This window comes from Methylophilus sp. E2MeOHC9 (assembly GCF_058744375.1).
This window is the reverse complement of record NZ_CP196024.1, coordinates 179,482-197,242: the sequence shown is the minus strand read 5'-3', so window position 1 is coordinate 197,242 and position 17,761 is coordinate 179,482. Positions and strand designations below refer to the sequence as shown.

At 50.5% G+C, this 17,761-nt stretch carries 17 protein-coding genes; 7 read left to right on the top strand and 10 right to left on the bottom strand.

Translation table 11 applies throughout. From position 1 onward, the window contains the following. Positions 1 to 87: 87 nt before the first annotated feature. The 4 genes from ACSSVF_RS00940 (at position 88) to ACSSVF_RS00925 (ending at position 4,633) form a co-directional block, all read left to right on the top strand. Positions 88 to 456, top strand: coding sequence for a DUF6232 family protein (locus ACSSVF_RS00940; protein ID WP_492404763.1), 369 nt, complete (start codon positions 88 to 90; stop codon positions 454 to 456). 164 nt (positions 457 to 620) lie between these two features. Continuing rightward, a complete protein-coding gene (locus tag ACSSVF_RS00935) occupies positions 621 to 1,766 on the top strand; it encodes a tetratricopeptide repeat protein (protein WP_492404761.1) in 1,146 nt (381 codons plus the stop codon). A 208-nt stretch (positions 1,767 to 1,974) separates the two neighbouring features. Then, positions 1,975 to 2,406 (top strand): RDD family protein, encoded by a 432-nt coding sequence (locus ACSSVF_RS00930; RefSeq protein WP_492404759.1) that lies wholly within the window; start codon positions 1,975 to 1,977, stop codon positions 2,404 to 2,406. 220 nt (positions 2,407 to 2,626) lie between these two features. Continuing rightward, positions 2,627 to 4,633, top strand: coding sequence for a hybrid sensor histidine kinase/response regulator (locus ACSSVF_RS00925; protein ID WP_492404758.1), 2,007 nt, complete (start codon positions 2,627 to 2,629; stop codon positions 4,631 to 4,633). 57 nt (positions 4,634 to 4,690) lie between these two features. On the opposite strand, the gene ACSSVF_RS00920 is transcribed toward ACSSVF_RS00925, so the two are convergent. The 10 genes from ACSSVF_RS00920 to ACSSVF_RS00875 form a co-directional block, all read right to left on the bottom strand. Beyond that, a complete protein-coding gene (locus tag ACSSVF_RS00920) occupies positions 4,691 to 5,326 on the bottom strand; it encodes a hypothetical protein (RefSeq protein WP_492404756.1) in 636 nt (211 codons plus the stop codon). Between the two features lie 32 nt (positions 5,327 to 5,358). Continuing rightward, entirely contained in the window at positions 5,359 to 5,901 is a 543-nt protein-coding gene (locus ACSSVF_RS00915) for a hypothetical protein (RefSeq protein WP_492404755.1), read from the bottom strand. 279 nt (positions 5,902 to 6,180) lie between these two features. Further along, a complete protein-coding gene (locus ACSSVF_RS00910) occupies positions 6,181 to 6,828 on the bottom strand; it encodes a pyridoxamine 5'-phosphate oxidase family protein (RefSeq protein ID WP_492404753.1) in 648 nt (215 codons plus the stop codon). Between the two features lie 185 nt (positions 6,829 to 7,013). Continuing rightward, positions 7,014 to 7,706 carry a ligase-associated DNA damage response endonuclease PdeM gene (gene pdeM / locus ACSSVF_RS00905; protein ID WP_492404751.1) on the bottom strand — a complete coding sequence of 231 codons (693 nt, stop codon included), beginning with the start codon at positions 7,704 to 7,706 and terminating at the stop codon, positions 7,014 to 7,016. 278 nt (positions 7,707 to 7,984) lie between these two features. Then, entirely contained in the window at positions 7,985 to 10,741 is a 2,757-nt protein-coding gene (locus ACSSVF_RS00900) for a ligase-associated DNA damage response DEXH box helicase (RefSeq protein ID WP_492404749.1), read from the bottom strand. A gap of 2 nt (positions 10,742 to 10,743) precedes the next feature. Then, a complete protein-coding gene (locus ACSSVF_RS00895) occupies positions 10,744 to 12,498 on the bottom strand; it encodes an ATP-dependent DNA ligase (protein WP_492404747.1) in 1,755 nt (584 codons plus the stop codon). Further along, positions 12,495 to 13,601 (bottom strand): ligase-associated DNA damage response exonuclease, encoded by a 1,107-nt coding sequence (locus tag ACSSVF_RS00890; protein WP_492404745.1) that lies wholly within the window; start codon positions 13,599 to 13,601, stop codon positions 12,495 to 12,497. Before ACSSVF_RS00890 ends, ACSSVF_RS00895 begins: the two co-directional genes overlap by 4 nt. A gap of 254 nt (positions 13,602 to 13,855) precedes the next feature. Next, entirely contained in the window at positions 13,856 to 14,290 is a 435-nt protein-coding gene (locus tag ACSSVF_RS00885) for a GlcG/HbpS family heme-binding protein (protein WP_442585668.1), read from the bottom strand. An 87-nt stretch (positions 14,291 to 14,377) separates the two neighbouring features. Continuing rightward, complete coding sequence (locus ACSSVF_RS00880; RefSeq protein ID WP_492404743.1) at positions 14,378 to 14,614, bottom strand: hypothetical protein; 237 nt, start codon at positions 14,612 to 14,614, stop codon at positions 14,378 to 14,380. 46 nt (positions 14,615 to 14,660) lie between these two features. Then, positions 14,661 to 14,900: a hypothetical protein gene (locus ACSSVF_RS00875; protein ID WP_492404742.1), complete on the bottom strand. Its 240-nt coding sequence runs from the start codon at positions 14,898 to 14,900 to the stop codon at positions 14,661 to 14,663. Between the two features lie 357 nt (positions 14,901 to 15,257). Here ACSSVF_RS00875 and ACSSVF_RS00870 point away from each other — a divergent pair, with 357 nt between their 5' ends. The 3 genes from ACSSVF_RS00870 to ACSSVF_RS00860 are packed head-to-tail and all read left to right on the top strand — an operon-like array spanning position 15,258 to position 17,723. Continuing rightward, positions 15,258 to 16,271 (top strand): diacylglycerol/lipid kinase family protein, encoded by a 1,014-nt coding sequence (locus ACSSVF_RS00870; RefSeq protein WP_492404740.1) that lies wholly within the window; start codon positions 15,258 to 15,260, stop codon positions 16,269 to 16,271. Beyond that, positions 16,268 to 17,068, top strand: coding sequence for a metallophosphoesterase family protein (locus ACSSVF_RS00865; protein ID WP_492404738.1), 801 nt, complete (start codon positions 16,268 to 16,270; stop codon positions 17,066 to 17,068). Before ACSSVF_RS00870 ends, ACSSVF_RS00865 begins: the two co-directional genes overlap by 4 nt. 4 nt (positions 17,069 to 17,072) lie before the next feature. Beyond that, positions 17,073 to 17,723: a phosphatase PAP2 family protein gene (locus tag ACSSVF_RS00860; protein ID WP_492404737.1), complete on the top strand. Its 651-nt coding sequence runs from the start codon at positions 17,073 to 17,075 to the stop codon at positions 17,721 to 17,723. The last annotated feature ends 38 nt before the right edge of the window (positions 17,724 to 17,761 follow it).

Below are 17,761 nucleotides of genomic sequence, written 5' to 3'. Positions count from 1 at the left end.
AGCAAGGTGCGTTTTTCACCAGGTAACGTCGCATATGCGCTTGCCCTGATTGCGCTATACAGATCGCAAATTTTAAAAGGACACCGCATGGAGGAATTTATATTCTTCAGTCTGGAAGGCATTAAAGTCAGCAATATCCAGTTCATTGCCGATGGTCTCACCTACGCCTTGCAGGACGTGATTGCCGTAGAGCATGGTATGAGTGAACCCAGCCGGGTATTCGCCACTATTTGTATATTGATAGGTGCATTCCTGTTTATTTTTGAAGATGTTTTCATGTTTGTCGGTGGCTTTGCCATCGCGCTTGGCATGGTGGCCTGGTTTACCGCAAAAACGCAGTATTCCGTTGTGATCCATACGCCCAGCGGAGAACACCAGGCATTAACCAGCGAAAACAGCCACGATATTGATAGGGTGATCCGGGCGCTGAATACGGCGATTATCCACAGGGGATAAGCCGCGGTTATCCTGTAGGCGCAGGCATGAGTGACGATGGCAATCAGCCCCTTTAATCAAGGGGCTTTCTATTGTTGACAACGGCGAACGCAGCAAGCTTGTGTCAAGATAGTGAGTGGTAGTCTCCAGTAAAGCGAACACAAATAAAAATAAGGCAATAAGCAATGCGTCAGTATCAGCTCAATACATTCACCCTCCACGTAGTCACCTTTCTTGCACTCTTTGTTTTCTCGGCACATTTATCGTTGGCAGCCCCGTTAGACGACGCTAACAGGGCATTTGCCAGTGGCAATCACACCTTGGCCAAAGACTTGTATCTGCCGTTGGCCGAGGCGGGAAATAGCGAGGCCCAAGTGAATCTGGCCCAGATTTACAACACCGATGACAGCGTACTCAGGGATTTACCCAAAGCAGTATTCTGGTTCTCGAAAGCGGCCGAACAAGGACTTCCCATGGCGCAAACCAATCTGGCCATCATGTATTTGTACGGCGAAGGTACTGAGCAGAATGCATGGAAAGCCGTTGACTGGATGCTCAAAGCCGCTAACCAGGGAGATGCTGCGGCGCAGAATAATCTGGGTATCATGTACCGCGATGCGCTGGGCGTGAACCGGAATTATGAGGAAGCATTAAAGTGGTTTGAACTGGCCGTAAACCAGGATTATTCGCCTGCTTTCCGCCATGTGGCGGATATGTACAGATTAGGGCAGGGCGTGGCAAAAAACAGGTATGAAGTCATCCGCATGTATCGGAAAGGGGCAGACAAGGGCGATCCGGCATTGATGATGGCATTGGCGCAGTTTTATTTTACAACCGCTCCTAAAGACTATCAGGAAGCCATCGTCTGGTTATCCAAGCCTGAAATGGAAGGCAACCCCCTCGCTCTGGAAAATATAGGCGTGATATATGGCATGGATGACAATGCGTTTAAAGATACTGAGAAATCACTTTGGTATCTGCAACGCGCTGCCGAACTCGACCATGCACATGCACAATTGAATGTGGGCGTGGTGTATTACAAAGGGATAGGAGTGGCTGTCGATTATCAGCAGGCTTATCTTTGGTTTTTAAAAGCAGCGAAACAAAAAGAGCCCACTGCCCAATATTATTTAAAGGCAATCTACAGCAAAGGGCAAGGCAGGAAAATGGATCTGGTGAAAGCACAGGTCTGGGAAAACCTCAGCTTTGAAAACGGCGTTGAAGCCGGGCTGAGAGATAGCTTTTTACACGAGATGACTGCGAAACAAAAAACGCAGGTTGAAACATTGATTGCACTATGTAAATCAAGCAACTATGCGCAATGTGAATAAGCCACTATGATCCTGTTAACACGGGAAAACCCTTAAGCGGTCAGGCCCGGTTATGATGGTATTTGCACCTGTTCTAATGAAAATCTATTAAAGGCTGATAAGTGTGTCAGTCACAGGTTTGGCACATGTTTCAGACCAAGTTGATAATTAATATGCGCATGCTTTGAGTTTTTAAACACATAAGTAAACAACATATAAGGGGCGATAAATGCAAACAGACGAAATAGAGTATGTAGGATTTTGGGCACGCTTCGTGGCTTCAGTGGTCGACACGATTTTAGCGATAATCGTCGTATCCCCTTTTATCCAGGTGTTTTATGGCAGCGCGTTCTGGACCAATGGATTTGTACTTGGGCCCATCGGGGATGTCATTTCCTGGCTGCTTTTCCCCGTGGCTGTGATTGTCTTTTGGGTCACCAAAGAAGCCACTCCCGGCAAGATGCTGATCTCAGCAAAAGTGGTAGATGCTGAAACTGGTCATACGTTGACCAAAGGCCAAGCCATAGGCCGATATCTGGCTTATTACCTTGCAGTGATTCCATTCGGGCTGGGCTTTATCTGGGCTGCCTTCGATAAACGCAAGCAGGGCTGGCATGACAAGCTGGCAGGCACCGTGGTGATACGGCATAAAAAGAACTGATGCTTATGGTCAGCGGGGCCGTTGGCGGCTGCTTATGGCTTGCGGGATGCCAGCAAAATACGTGTCATGGCGCGAGTGTCAAGGCACGATGTTTTTAGCCATGGCTGAACAATTATCCTGCCGCTTCAGTGCTATAGTAATCACTTGAAATTAACTCACACGGTCAGCGGCTATGTAAGTTACCCGATCAACTCAGCCATCATTGTTAACAAGAGTTGCCATGCCAACGACAACATCCGAAGCGAATCCCTTTAAACCAGATCATCCTGAAGTTAACTTCCGCGCCATTGCCGAGTATGCGCCAGTGATGATGTGGATGTCAGGAACGGGCACTCTTTTTGGCTGGTTTAACAAACAATGGCGTGATTTTACTGGTTGTGGATTGGCGCATGCCGCGGATAATTATTGGGCAGAAAGCGTGCATGACGAGGATCTTGAACGCTGCCGGAATATTTATGCGCAGGCGCTGGATGCACAACAATCATTCACCAGGGAATACCGGTTAAAACGCCATGATGGCACATTTCACTGGGTTGCCGAAGACGGCGTGCCTACCTATACCGAGCAAGGAGTGTTCAACGGGTTTGTTGGCAGTTGCGTAGTGATTCAGGAGCGCAAAGACCTTGAAGCCAGGTTTGCGCAACAATCCGCAACGCTGCAGCAACTGCAACAGCAAAACAATGCCATTTCAAGCAAATCTGAAACCCTCACCCAGTTATACGAAACGATTCTTTCTGCAACCCCGGATCTGATTTACAACTTTGATTTTTCCGAGCCTGAACCGCGCTTTTCGTATGCCAATGCCGGCTTGGTACAAATGCTTGGCAGGCCGTTTGACGAAATCGTTGGCAAGACGCTGCGTGAGTTGGGCTATGAAGACTGGCATGCCGAAATGCATCATAAAGAAATAAACATAGTACGCACCACCAAAAAGCCGATACGCGGCGAAGTTGCTTTTACCGGCACTTTTGGCCGCAGGGTTTACGACTATATTTTTGCCCCGGTCTTTGGCAGCAATGGCGAAGTGGTGGCCGTGGCAGGGACCACGCGCGACGTGACAGAAAGCCATGATGCGCAGGAAATGCTCAAAAAAAATAAGGAAGCCTTGCAAGAGGCTGACTTGAAAAAAGATGAATTCCTGGCCATGCTGGCGCACGAATTGAGGAACCCTTTAGCGCCGATCAGCGCTGCGACCCAGATCATGGTGCTGAGCAATTATGAAGAGTCGCGGGTTAAAAAATCCAGCCAGATCATAGAGCGGCAAGTCAAACACATGGTTGGACTGGTGGATGATTTGCTGGATGTTTCTCGCGTCACCCGCGGGTTAGTCAATATCGAGAAATTGCCGCAGGATATGGCGGCAGTCATTGCCAGCTCGCTGGAGCAGGTGCGTCCTTTAATCGAATCCCGGCAGCATGAGCTCATTGTTGACCTCACTCCACTACCTGCAAAAGTGCTGGGTGATCACAAGCGGCTGGTACAAGTTGTCTCCAACATACTCAATAACTCAGCCAAATACATAGAAAACAGCGGCCAGATCACGCTCGCTATGAAGGTTGAACATGGCACTGTCGTCATTACGGTTGCTGACAATGGCATAGGCATATTGCGTGAAGATCAGGAATCCATCTTTGAATTGTTTGCGCAGGCGAAGCGAAGCTCAGACCGCTCTCAAGGTGGTCTAGGCATAGGCCTGGCATTGGTGAAAAGCATGTTGAAACTGCATGATGGGACCATCAGTTGCTTCAGTGAGGGCCTGGATAAAGGCAGCGTATTTACGATTACGCTACCGTTATGGACTGAGCATGCATCAGCAGAAAATAATGCTGATACCGTTGAAGAGCAACAAGAAAAAATATCTGTGCTGGTTGTGGACGATAATGTCGATGCTGCGACCACACTAGCGAGCTTTATAGAATTATATGGTCATGAAGTATTGGTTGAACATGACTCACTGCAAGCGCTGGCATTGATCGAGTCTGTGCTGCCAGCGGTGTGTGTGCTGGATATCGGGTTGCCAAAAATGGATGGTTACGAACTTGCAAAACGTATCAAAGCCAATGCCTCCATGGCGAGTGCCACCCTGATTGCTGTCACCGGCTATGGACGCGAAGATGACAAGAAAATGGCATTGCAGTCAGGCTTTGATCACCATCTGGTCAAGCCGGTGGATTTTGAACAGTTAATGAAATTAATTAATGACGCGGCGGATAAAGCCGCTGCTTGAATGATGTCAAAAACAAAATAAATATGCTTTGTATAGCTGATGCGTGAAATGGCCCTGTTATTTTTGCACCCGTTTATGCATGTCCATCGTTAAAGCCTTTATCTGATTTAGAAACTGAGCCGTCAATACAACTTCAAATGAGTTTGTACATCTTTCCGCAGAAGATCGCATCCATCTCCATAACAGGATGCAAATCAGCGGATATAAATTTGTGATCAAGAGTACTGCAAAAAACCAATACCAGATGGCTGTATTTTGAGCGAAACCATGCGGAACCAGTTTGAATCCCATCATGATGGTCAGTAATATGAATATGCCCGCTGTGATCAACATATATTGAGAGATGAATGTATCTGATTCTGTTTCAAAAAAGTCATATAACTTTCCAGCGGTGAATGTGAAGTACGTCAAATGTGAGTCGGTTTTATTTTTTTCGAATGTATACCTGACCCACGCCCTTTTTCTTTGGGCACTTTGCGAGGAAAGCATGTCTATGAGATGTTGCAGGATACGTGCTTGTTGCAGCAGCGCTTTAGAGTCCTGCCTGGGAAACGCTTGAAATTTGAGGAGCGTCAGCCGGATGTTTTTCCGTATGTAATCAAAATAAAGCGATTTATTGAGTGCGATATATGCCAAATTGGATGCTACCGCTAATTCGCCCAAATAGGTGAGGCTGACTAACCCTGAAGCCATAATTTTTCCCCGTAAAAGTCTCGATAGCCTTGTTATTGCTTAAGTTCAGCATGCGCAATTGGCGCTATTCTTTGTAACATCCTGTCAACAACAGTCTTGATGCATGCCGCTGCAGTCTTGTTATTAAGCGTTGCAAACGCTTCGCGCGTTAATTTGTCGGGCTCAAAACGGAATGCTTTGTCATCGACCAGAATAAAATGATAGGGTAGGTTTTTTGCTTTTATATCTGCTGGATAAATGCCCACTTTACTGATTAATGATGCGCCAATTGAGTGATGTAACTGTTCTAAAAAGGGATTGCTGATTTTTTGAGTGACTGGTGATTTTTCCAAATCTTCAACAATGAAATTCAGTTTTGCAGAGGCTGGCTGTAAAAACCGTGTAGCTGCATCAACAACCTCAGGCGATGCATATAATTTCTCGTCTTGTGGTCCTGAAAAGATAGTCACCGTGTGGTCTGCGATTTCAAACAGCTTGGCAATTAATACGGTGGCATGATTTTCATCTACGCTACTTATAATTGAATCGCTATTGGATCGTGCAAGTTCATTCAACATGCTCAGATAGTCAGTCATAAATCCCCCGGGCTTTATCGACATCATAACTCTGTTTTACTTAAGTTAACAATTTTGAGTATCAGCCATTTGACCGCTATATATTGATCAGAGGCAACGTACACACTATTGACAGGTGTATTGCAGTAAAGAGGGAATCTATCAGGCCGCAGACAGGGCGATGTTGTATCAGTATGCGCAAGTAGAAAAAACAGCACAGTTGATTAGTTCAACTGTGCTGCAATGAATAAAAAAAGCAAACAGGTCATGGCAAACAATCAAAGCAGGCGCTGCTATTGTCTAGGCCTGCGCTGATAGTTTTTCCTCCAGTGCTTTCAAACGCGCTTCCAGCACTGCAATCTGCTGATCACGTGCCTCGATCGCTGGCATCACGTCCTCTGCGTTGAGTAACCTGGGGATATGTTTAGGGCAATTGGCATCCCAGGCTGTGATGGTAAACACAATCACACGCTCAATCCTGGCGGGATAGTCCGGTGAAGAGAGCCGTGCGATAAGTGCATCGTCACCCGTGACTATTTTGGCTTCGCCCCAGACTTTGACGCGTTGCGCATTGGCATAATCCATCAAAAATAGCTGCGCTTTCGGATTTTCATCCAGATTACCCGCCGTGATGTATTGCTTGTTACCCGCATAATCGGCAAAAGCCACCGTTTGCTCGTCGAGCACATGCAAGAAGCCACGCGGGCCGCCCCTATGCTGCATATAAGGTTGTCCTTGCGCATTGGCCGTCGCGATATACATGCTGGTTTGCGCGGAAATGAACTCGGCCAGTACTGGCGTCACACGGGATTCCCAGCCGCGTGTGCTTTCAAATTTCGCATAACCAGCGCGTGACCCCATTTCTTCCTGCCGGGATTTGACGGCCGGCGTAAACGCGATATCGCTAGGTGAAACTAAAGGTGAAATCCAGGTTGGGCGTGCATTCATGATCTTCTCCTCGATGTGTGAAACCACAATTGCATGTTAATCAATCACACGCGTGAGAAAAACCTGGCTAGCCGCAATACATTATTTCACGGGGAGAAATACTCTCGCCCAGACATAGTCAGCAGCATAAGCATCAACCCATAGATCAAGCCATTAAAAGCCAGTGGCTTGTTTGCGCGTATTAGCTATCTTGCTGAAGGCGAATCAGGGGCAGAGGAGGAAGCGGCGACCGGCCAGATACATAGGCCATCAGTGACGAAAATCAGGGTGCCTGGCGTATTTTCCATCATAAAACCACCCGTAAAATCACCGAAAGAAGGTAGCAGTGTAATGCCTGCACTGTGGTGAAAGCACGGTAAAACCAGGCGTTGCCGACCCTTGCCCAGTAAGCGGAAAGTAGGGTGGATATGCCCGGCAATTACATGATGCGTGGCATGCGGTGCGGGTATATGCTGCAAGGCGAAACCCCCGACCAGGTAAGGCTCATCTACCGTTTCAATATTTAAATCTGCCGGCGGGTCACCCGCATTTTTGTCATGATTGCCGCGCACCAGGATACAGCGCATATTGCTATGTTGTGCACGCCATAGGCGTAAAGCAGCCAATGTGGCTGGGGCATGGGACTTGGGCGCATGCAGGAAATCGCCGAGAAAAATCAGTTGCTCGGTCGGGTATGCGGATAACAACACATTCAGCCGTTGCAGGTTGTGGCTGGTGGTGCCCTGCGGCACTGGCTGCCCCAGCGCCCGATAGGCCGCTGCCTTGCCGAAGTGCGCATCTGCGATCAGCATGATTTTTTGCTGCGGCCAATAGATGGCTTTGTCGGCGAGTAACAGTAAGGTGCTGTCACCGATGTTTAAAGGGAATGCATTTTTCATTTAGTGATTACGTGATACTTAACTTTCAGGGCATGCGGCGTGTGTTGTCCAGCAGCTTTCAAAAGTAGAAATCAAATGAATGTTTTCAATCCAGCGCTCGCCGATAGATAACAGCTAAATGCATGGGAATCTTTTAAATCACTTAAATGACACCGTCATTCTGGCGTAGGCCAGAATCCAGGCGAGCCGCCATCTCAGCCATGCTACTTTTATTGTTGAAATTTTACTTTGCCTGGATACTGGTCTTCACCAATATCCAGGAAAAAATACAAAGTTATTCAAAGACCATGCCTTTCTTTATGCGGAATAATCCTGCTACGCGGCCGTTTAGCCGTTGATTTATTTCCGTTATCTTCCAGCCTGGGCAAGCCGGTTTTGCGTACGCGTTCCCGTTTTTTATATACTTTTTCCTGCACATTGAATTTCGCCTGTGCATTGACGGTTTCTTCAGGTGTATAAGCCCCCGCGCCGGCGGCTTTTTCCAGATCTGCCACCATGCGGGCGATACGGTCAGCCAGTTTTTCCGAACTGCTGCTTTCGCGAAAACGCTCTACCAGCAGGGGAAACGCAAACGGTGTCGGCCGTTTAATCTGCATTAATTGGATTTGCTTGCTTTGCAGATGTTGCAAGGTGGCGGAAAGGCGCGCGATTTCGAGCTCTTGTTGCAGCACTTCTTCCTGGGCTTGCGTCAGTAGTAAATTAGCGGGGTCGTATTTGCGGAATACATCAAAAAACAGGCTGGATGACGCCTGCACTTGCCTGGCGCTTTTATGTGCACCGGGAAAGCCGGCAAACACCAGGCCTGAAATACGTGCGATCTCGCGAAAACGTCTCTGCGCCAGCTCGCCCGCGTTCAGGCTGCCGATGACGTCCTGCAGCAGATTGTCAGTAGTGAATATCTCTTGCGTCAACACCGTGTCCCAATCCACTGGCGTGGCAGAAAGTAATTCCAGGCCGTAATCATTCACCGCGATAGAGAAGGTATTCGGCTGGTGCTTGCCAGCGCGCCAGGCCAACAGGCTGGCCAAGCCCAGGTGTACGCTGCGTCCGGCGTAAGGGTAGATGAACAGGTGCCAGCCTTCGCGCGAGTGCAGTGATTCGGCCAATAGATTGGTAGTCGTCGGTAGCGCAGACCAGTCGCTTTGCACCTGCAATAACGGTTTGATCATCTGCATTTCCGGGCCTTCAAAATGGCCGTGCGCTGCTGCATCCATGCGTGCCACCATCGCATTGGCAAGTTCGGTAGAAAGTGGCAGGCGCCCGCCGTTCCAGCGCGGCACAGCGGCTTTTTTACCGCTGGCTTTACGTACAAAAGCCGTCATTTCATGCACACGCACCAGCTCCAGCAGGCGGCCGCCAAACAGGAAATGGTCGCCGGGTTTCAGCCGGGCGATAAAGTTTTCTTCTACCGAACCCAGGCTTTTACCTGATGCACCTTTACTCCAGAATTTGACCACCATGCTGGAATCGCTGACGATGGTACCTATGCTCATGCGGTGTCGCCGTGCCAGCTGTGCATCCGGCACATGCCAGACGCCGTTTTTATCGGGAATGGCGCGGCGGTAATCCGGGTAGGCGGTCAGCGATTCGCCGCCGTGCTGCACAAACGCCAGCGCCCAGCGCCATTCTTCATCGCTTAAGTGCCGATAGGCATAACAGCTATGCACTTCTGCGAGTAAATCATCCGCAATAAAGCCGCCACCCAAAGCGATCGTCACCAAATGCTGCACCAATACGTCCAATTGCTTTTGCGGCGATTCGCGCGGTTCGACATTGCGGGCGGCAATCGCATCCTGTGCGGCAACCGATTCGATCAACTCCAGGCTATGCGTAGGCACCACAGTCAGGCGCGAAGCGCGCCCGGGTGCATGGCCAGAACGACCTGCTCTTTGCATTAGCCGCGCTACGCCCTTAGGCGAACCGATCTGCAATACACGTTCCACCGGCAGGAAATCCACGCCCAGATCCAGGCTGGATGTACACACTACCGCTTTGAGAGTGCCTTGTTTGAGGCCGGCTTCTACCCATTCGCGCACATGCCTGTCTAATGAACCGTGATGCAGCGCAATCAAGCCTGCCCAGTCAGGCCTCGCTTCGAGCAAAGCCTGGTACCAGATCTCGCATTGCGAGCGGGTGTTAGTGAAAATCAGGCTATTGGGGCTGGACGCTATCTCTTGCACCACCTGCGGCAGCATACGTAACCCGAGATGACCGGCCCAGGGGAAACGCTCGATACCTGGCGGCAGCAGGGTGTCTATCAATAAATCTTTTGCCAGCTGGCCTTGCACCAGTGTCGAGTGAGCAGGTGCTGGGATTAGCACCTCCATCGCATGCTGCAAATTACCCAGCGTTGCCGATAAGCCCCAGGTAATCAGTTGCGGCTGCCAGCGGCGCAGTCGTGCCAGGGCCAGTTGCAGTTGCACGCCACGCTTGTTGCCGATCAGCTCATGCCATTCATCGACGACGACCATTTTCAGGCTGGCAAAGGTGTCGGCGGCATCCGGCCGCGTCAGTAACAACGTCAGGCTTTCCGGCGTGGTGATGAGTGTAGTCGGCAGCCGTTTCGATTGCCGCGAACGCTCGGCACTATTGGTATCGCCAGTACGTAAACCTATGCTCCAGTCCAGGTTTAATTGCTCGACCGGGGCCATCAATGCGCGTTCGGTATCCGCAGCCAGTGCGCGCATGGGGGTGATCCATAATACTGTCAGCGGCTGCGTCACGACTTTTCGCTTTGCTGGTTTTTCAGCCATGGCATCCACTGATTTTTTATTAGATGCCGCTGTCGGTTTGTTTAAGGCAAAACGCTCAATGGCTGCCATCCACACCGCATAGGTTTTACCGGCGCCTGTGGTTGCGTGCAGCATGCCGGATTGGCCGCTTGCCACCGCCTGCCATACTTCCTTTTGAAACGGAAACGGGTGCCAGTGATGTTTCGCAAACCATTGGTGGCTTAACTTGAAAGCATTGCGCTTAGGTGTTTCAGCTGCATCGGCAGGTGGCAAGATTAACCCTGGAACAGTGTGCAATGTCATAGTTAAGCCACATCCTGACTATCAGGGCGCGAGGCCTGCGGTAACAACGCCTGCAAAGTCTGTAGCGTATCGGCTTCGGCCACCGGTTTATCCTGGCGCCAGCGCAGCATACGCGGGAAGCGTACGGCGATCCCGCTTTTGTGGCGACTACTCAAAGCGATGCCTTCAAACCCCAATTCAAAGACCATGGTTGGCGTCACGCTGCGCACCGGGCCGAATTTCTCGACGGTGGTTTTACGGATAATCGCATCCACTTCACGCATTTCAGCATCGGTCAGCCCCGAGTAAGCCTTGGCAAATGGCACCAGTTTGCGCTCGAGATCATTTTCAGGCTTATCCCACACCGCAAACGTGTAATCGGTATACAGGCTGGCGCGGCGGCCGTGGCCGGTTTGTGCGTAAATCAGTACCGCATCCGCGGTATAAGGCTCTATCTTCCACTTCCACCATACCCCGACATCTTTCGTGCGGCCCACGCCATACTGTGCGTCCTTGCGCTTGAGCATAAAACCTTCCACGCCCAGGCTACGAGAGGCTTCGCGCTGGCGCTCCAGGTCTTGCCAGCTGTCCCCGGTGATCAACGGCGATAGTTGCAGTTGCGGCTGATTGCACCCAACAACGACTTTTTCCAGCTGCTCGCGCCTGGCAGATTGCGGTTGTTCGCGCAAGTCTTGCCCCTGCCATTCGAGCAGGTCATAAGCCAGTATCACCACGGGCAGGTTTTCCAGGATTTTGGTCGTTAAGGTTTTGCGGCCTATGCGTTGTTGCAGCAGGGCAAACGGTTGCACCTGGCCCTGATTGATCGGGAGATTTTCTGGGCCATTGATTTGATCTTTTATTTGCTCAGGATCGACGGCCATGTCAGGCGCAGGCGCATGTTTCCACACCACCAGTTCGCCATCAATCACCGTACCATCCGGCAATTTGTCTGCCAGCACCTGTAATTCAGGGAAGCGGTCAGTCACCAGTTCCTCACCGCGTGACCACACCCATAACTGGCCGTCGCGTTTGACCAGTTGTGCACGGATGCCATCCCATTTCCATTCCACCTGCCATTGCTCGGGGTTGCCGATCGCAGCTGTAAATTCGTCAGTAGCTAACTGTAACGGGTGTGCCAGAAAGAACGGGTAGGGCTGGCCTTCGCTACGCTCGTCACCTTGTTCATTCACCGGGGCAATCAGTTTCAGGTAATGCGCAGCACTCGGACGGGCAGATAAATCGGTAGAGCCGACCAGGCGCTGGGCAATGCGTTTGGCGTCTATGCCGGCCACGGCAGACAAGGCGCGCGTGACCAGTAGCTTGGAAACGCCGACGCGGAAACTGCCGGTAATCAGTTTGATGCACACTAGCTTGCTGCGTTGATCCAGCTGCTGTAATAGCGGCGCTAATTGCAGCGTTAACACTTCAGGCGCCAGGCCGCGCAAGGGTAATAGTTTATCTTCTACCCAGGCCGCCAGCCCTTCTTCTGACGTGTGCGGGGATTCAGGCAACAGTAAAGCCATGGTTTCCGCCAAGTCGCCCACGGCATGGTAGCTCTCTTCAAACAACCATTCCGGCAGGCTGGCTACTGTCAGTGTCAGTTCGCGTAACAGTTTGGTGGGGACTAACTGGCGCGGCCGGCCACCGGCCAGAAAATACACTGCCCAGGCGGCGTCTTCAGGCGAGGCGGCAAAAAAGTAATCGCGCAATGCCGCCAGTTTGGCATTGCTGCTGGTGGTGGCATCCAGCCGGCTATAGAGATCGGCAAACGCTTTCAAACGGTCGCCTTTGACATGTTCATATGCGGGCTGCCTTCAGTCTCTGCGGGCAATTCGGCTTCTGGAGGTAAACTTGTTGCCGCATCGGCGTCAGGTGATAAATCCGTTTCTGCTTCGGCAGCCTCTTCACCATATTCGGTGACAAATGCCTGCGCATCCAGGCCTTGCTCGCACAGCCAGCGCACCATAGGGTGCACCTGCCCGTGCGTGACAAATACGCGTTGGGCACCGCTGGCCTGTATGGCAGTCTGCAAGCCTGGCCAATCGGCATGGTCGGACATGATAAAGCCGCGATCTACGCCACGCCGCCTGCGCGTACCGCGTAACTGCATCCAGCCACTGGCAAATGCATCTGAGTAATCGTCAAAGCGTTTGACCCACGGCGTGCCCTGTGCCGAAGGCGGCGCCAGTACGATGCTTTTACCTATCTGTGACTTATCCTGCATGTCGCCGACATACTGGGTAGCAGGCAGATGCACGCCCGCTTCACGATAGACCTTGTTTAATGGTTCTACCGCCCCGTGCACCAGTATCGGGCCAATCTGCGGATCAAGCCCTGACAGCAAGCGCTGCGCTTTGCCAAAGGCGTAGCAAAACAGCACACTGGCGCGATTGTTATCGGCATTGCCCTGCCACCACTGGTTGATGTCAGCAAAGATTTCACTCTGTGGCTGCCACTTGTAAATCGGCAGGCCAAAGGTAGATTCGGTAATAAAGGTATGGCAACGCACGCTCTCAAACGGCGCGCAGGTGCCGTCAGCTTCCACTTTGTAATCACCGGAAGCCACCCACACTTCGCCTTTATATTCCAGACGCACCTGGGCCGAGCCCAACACATGACCTGCAGGATGCAGGCTCAGCTTGACGCCATGATGGTTGATGGTTTCGCCATATTCCAGCGTCAGCAGATTGATATCCGCCCCCAAACGTTTGCGCAAAATGCCTTCACCAGCCGCCGCTGCCAGGTAGTGCTGGTGACCAGTGCGAGCGTGGTCGCCATGCCCGTGCGTAATCACCGCGCGCTCCACCTGCCGCCAGGGGTCGATATAAAAATCGCCCGGCGGGCAATACAAACCTTCCGGACGTGCAATCACTAAGTCCATCTATTAAAGAGTTCCATGCGCTAAATACCTGCGTGATGCTGATGATTAAACATGCAATGTGTGACAGCAGGAATGCGATTCGATTCCGCGTGTTTGAATAAAAAAGGGAAAGGTAAATACCTGCCTACAAGCAGGTCAGACAAGGCCTGACGGATTACTAAGAATGACGGGGAGATTGAGGGAGGATTGTTTTTGTGGCACCTGGTAAGTGACGCTGAATACACACTTACCAAGTGATGTTTACGGCTTGTAAATTATGTACGCCATGGGTGCTTAGGCACATCACAGACACCGGCAACATTGACACCGGCTTGTGCCACCAAATGATCATTCTCCACAGTGTCACCACTAACCCCAATCGCGCCGATCAGAATGCCTTCTTCATCAACGATAGGCAAACCACCTGGAAAAGTAATCAGCCCATCATTGGAGTGTTCAATGCCATACAGCGGGGAGCCAGGGATAGAAAGCTTGCCGATTTCGCCAGATGGCATAGCGAAATAACAGGCTGTTTTTGCTTTTTTGATAGCAATATCGATACTGCCCACCCATGCATCATCCATTCTGGTAAAGCTTTTCAGATTGCCGCCTGAGTCCAGCACGGCGATACACATCTTGACACCTATTTGCTTGGACTTCTCAACTGCTTTTTCTATGATTTCTTGTGCGACTTCAAAGCTTACGTGCATAGTGTTTCCTAAATTGAATGGAACACATACGACATTGGCAGCAAATTAAAATTCATTGTCATTTGCAGTGAGTCGGTAAAACACGGTTTATTTTCCTGATGCAGATTGTGTCGTCGGCTGAGCAAAGTTTTGCGGTTCCCTGTCATTGATAGGCAGTGGATTCGCCGCTTCTGCTTTTGATAATGACTCTACCGTTTCACTTATCGGCTCTGCAGCCAGAGGTATGTTTGACCCATTCCAGCTGATCAGTATCAAACCGGCAACCACCATGCCAATCACATAAAAAGCAACAGTTGCTATCCGATTGAATTTTTTATTCGTCATCTATGGCTCCCCAGTGAGCACAACGTTAGTCAAAGGCTGTTAGCACTTAAATGCCTGCATCGGGATTACTGATATCGTTGGGAAACTGCTTGTTTCTATCATCAATATTTTGCTTATTCAATGACTTATCTACATGACCAAGTTTTGATCTACTTCTCTCATAGCCACGCGAATCATCTGCCGGATCAGTATTGGCCGGATCAATCGAATCCGGATTCAAGGGGTCAAGGCGACTTTCATCGATGTGATGTACGCTATGTACATTGGTGTCTTTATTTAAAGCCATATCACTCTCCAAATAATCTCAAATTCAATACTGTGCGTGCCATCGTTAGCCCGCAAAGTTTTTAAACGACATGGATTGAATCTTCGCCTGAATGTATTTTTTGCGACAGACCGATAAAGCTGAAATGACTGTAGGAAAAATCGTACTGGCAGCCGTAAGGATTTGAGCCTTTGAGGATGAGTAAAAAAACGTGCTTAGATAGGCTAACAAATGATAGTGCATGCCTGTGAAACCCATCATTGATAGTGAGGCGCACAGAATTAGTTTTTTGAGGGTCTGCCGTGAGAGAAAAACTGTCGTGAGATTAGTTTCAGGCCAAATGCAACTTCATGCAGGAATTTCTGTATATTCAATATCATGAACAAATCTCTCGCGCCACAAGCTCACTCTGCTGAGCATCCAGCCAGTCAGCTGCCGCCATTGTTCGTCATCCTCAATGCAGGTTCGGGTGATCAGAATGCAGAGGCAGTCGCAAATCAGCTGAAACAGGCATTTGCCAAAGCAGCGCAACCCTACGAACTGTTTTTTTGCCGTCAATCAGGTGATTTGCCTGAAATGACCAGGCAGGCCATCCAGCAAGCCAGCCAGCATCATGGGGTAGTCGCCGCAGCGGGTGGCGATGGCACCATCCGCTTTGTCGCACAGGAAGTGGTCGCTGCCGATTTGCCGTTTGGCGTCGTGCCGTTAGGCACCTTCAATTATTTTGCGCGTGATAATGATGTGCCACTGGAGGTGGATTTAGCAGCAAAAGCACTGCTTGCTGGTATACGCGCAGGCAGTGAACGGAAGATACAGGTGGGGGAGTTGAACGGCGAGGTTTTTCTGGTGAATGCCAGCCTGGGTCTTTACCCGCAATTGCTCTCCGACCGCGAAGCACTAAAAAAACAACATGGACGTAGCCGCATCGTTGCAAAATTCGCGGCGTTCCTCACCCTGTTAAAGCGCGATATCAAGATGCTGCTGCGTATTGAACATAGCGGCGGGCAGCAGGAGAATGGCGAGAACGTCATTCCTGCTTCCACCATTTTTGTGGGCAACAATGCACTCCAGTTGGCGGATATAGGTTTGGCTGCTGAATCTGAAAGCGTTAGAAATGGGCAGCTTGCCATTATTGCGCTGCCGCCCATGCACGCGAGCCAACGTGTAGGCGTGGCATTTCATGGCATGCTGGGGGTGCTGAGCAAAGCACCGGAAGTCACGCACTTTGCCTGCCGCCAGCTGATAGTTGAACCGCTTTCTCGCCACAAAAAACGTTCAGTCAAAGTCGCGATGGATGGGGAGGTTTCTCATATGCAGCCGCCTTTGACATTCTGCGTCGGGCCAAGCTGTTTGCGGCTGATCGTGCCTGTTGCATCAGGGGTTGAAACTTGAGTGCGATCCTCCATCTTTCCGACACCCACTTCGGTACTGAGAAACCAGAGGTGGTAGCTGCGCTATTGCAGCTCGCGCAAGAAGTGCGCCCTGACATCGCCATCCTGTCCGGCGATGTCACTCAACGCGCACGCCGCGACCAGTTTGCAGCCGCCAAAGGTTTTCTCGATGCGCTGGCTGCGCCAGTCAAGCTGGTGATCCCCGGTAATCATGATATTCCCCTGTTTAATCTTTTTGCGCGTGTGTTTAGTCCTTATGGCAACTACCACCGCGTTTTCGGACGCGACCTTGAACCGCAGTTTTCTGGTCAGGATGTACTGGTGATAGGCGTCAATGCTACCCGGCCTTGGCGCCACGCCGATGGTGAAGTTTCTGTGAAACAGATAGAACGTATTTCCCAGCAAGTGCAGCGCGCCTCACCAGGTCAATTACGCATCGTGGCTGTCCACCAGCCAGTTTTCGTCGAACGGGAAAGCGATAAAGAAAATTTGCTACATGGGCACCAGCAAGCCATCAAAGCCTGGGCTGCCGCAGGGGCAGACCTGATTTTAAGCGGGCATATTCATCTGGCTTACGTGCGTAATCTGGGTACTGAATTGGATTTGATGCGTTCGCTATGGACAATTTCCGCTGGTACTGCCGTATCTAGTCGCATACGCGAAGGCAAACCGAACTCAGTGAATCTTATCCGCTATGACGCAGCACAGTCGCGTAGCTGCCAGGTTGAACGGTGGGATTTTGATGCCGCATCCTCACGATTTATCGTAGCAGAAACCAAAATATTGGAGCTGTCGTAGGTATATGCAATCGTTGCGATTGCATTTAACGGTTGGCATTTTAGTGCTGGCTGTCGCGGGATTATTATTCGCCTTGATAGCAGGGAATGTCGTAAGCGGTGGCGCATTGACAATCATCGATACCCAGCTTGCCCAATGGTTGCATGAGCGTAGCACGCCACTTCTCACACCATGCTTGCTGGTTATCACTCACTTGCATGACCCTTTAGTGATTAGCCCTGTAGCCATGCTGATAACGGCGTATCTGATCTGGAAAAAGCGGTGGTACGCAGCATTGACCGTCTTTCTGGTAGTGCAAGGTGGCATGCTGCTCAATTTGCTGGCCAAGCAAACGTTCCAACGGACGCGCCCATCTTTCGAGAACCCGCTTGTCACACTGACTACCTATAGTTTTCCCAGTGGGCATGTCGTCGCCAGTACAGTTTTTTATGGCGTATTGGCAGCTCTGTTGGTTTCACAAGCCCGTTCATGGAGTCGCGCTTTCTGCATTATGCTGACAGCTTTGGCGATGGTAATGCTGGTTGCGTTTAGCCGTATGTATCTAGGCGCTCATTATTTGAGCGATGTGCTGGCAGCCTTTTTAGAAGCCACTGCATGGCTTGCGCTGTGTTTAACTGCGATTCAAAGCTATCGTGTTCATCATGGAAAGAAATAGAGGGTCTAATTATCCCGCTTTGATTTGTGCGTTAAAGC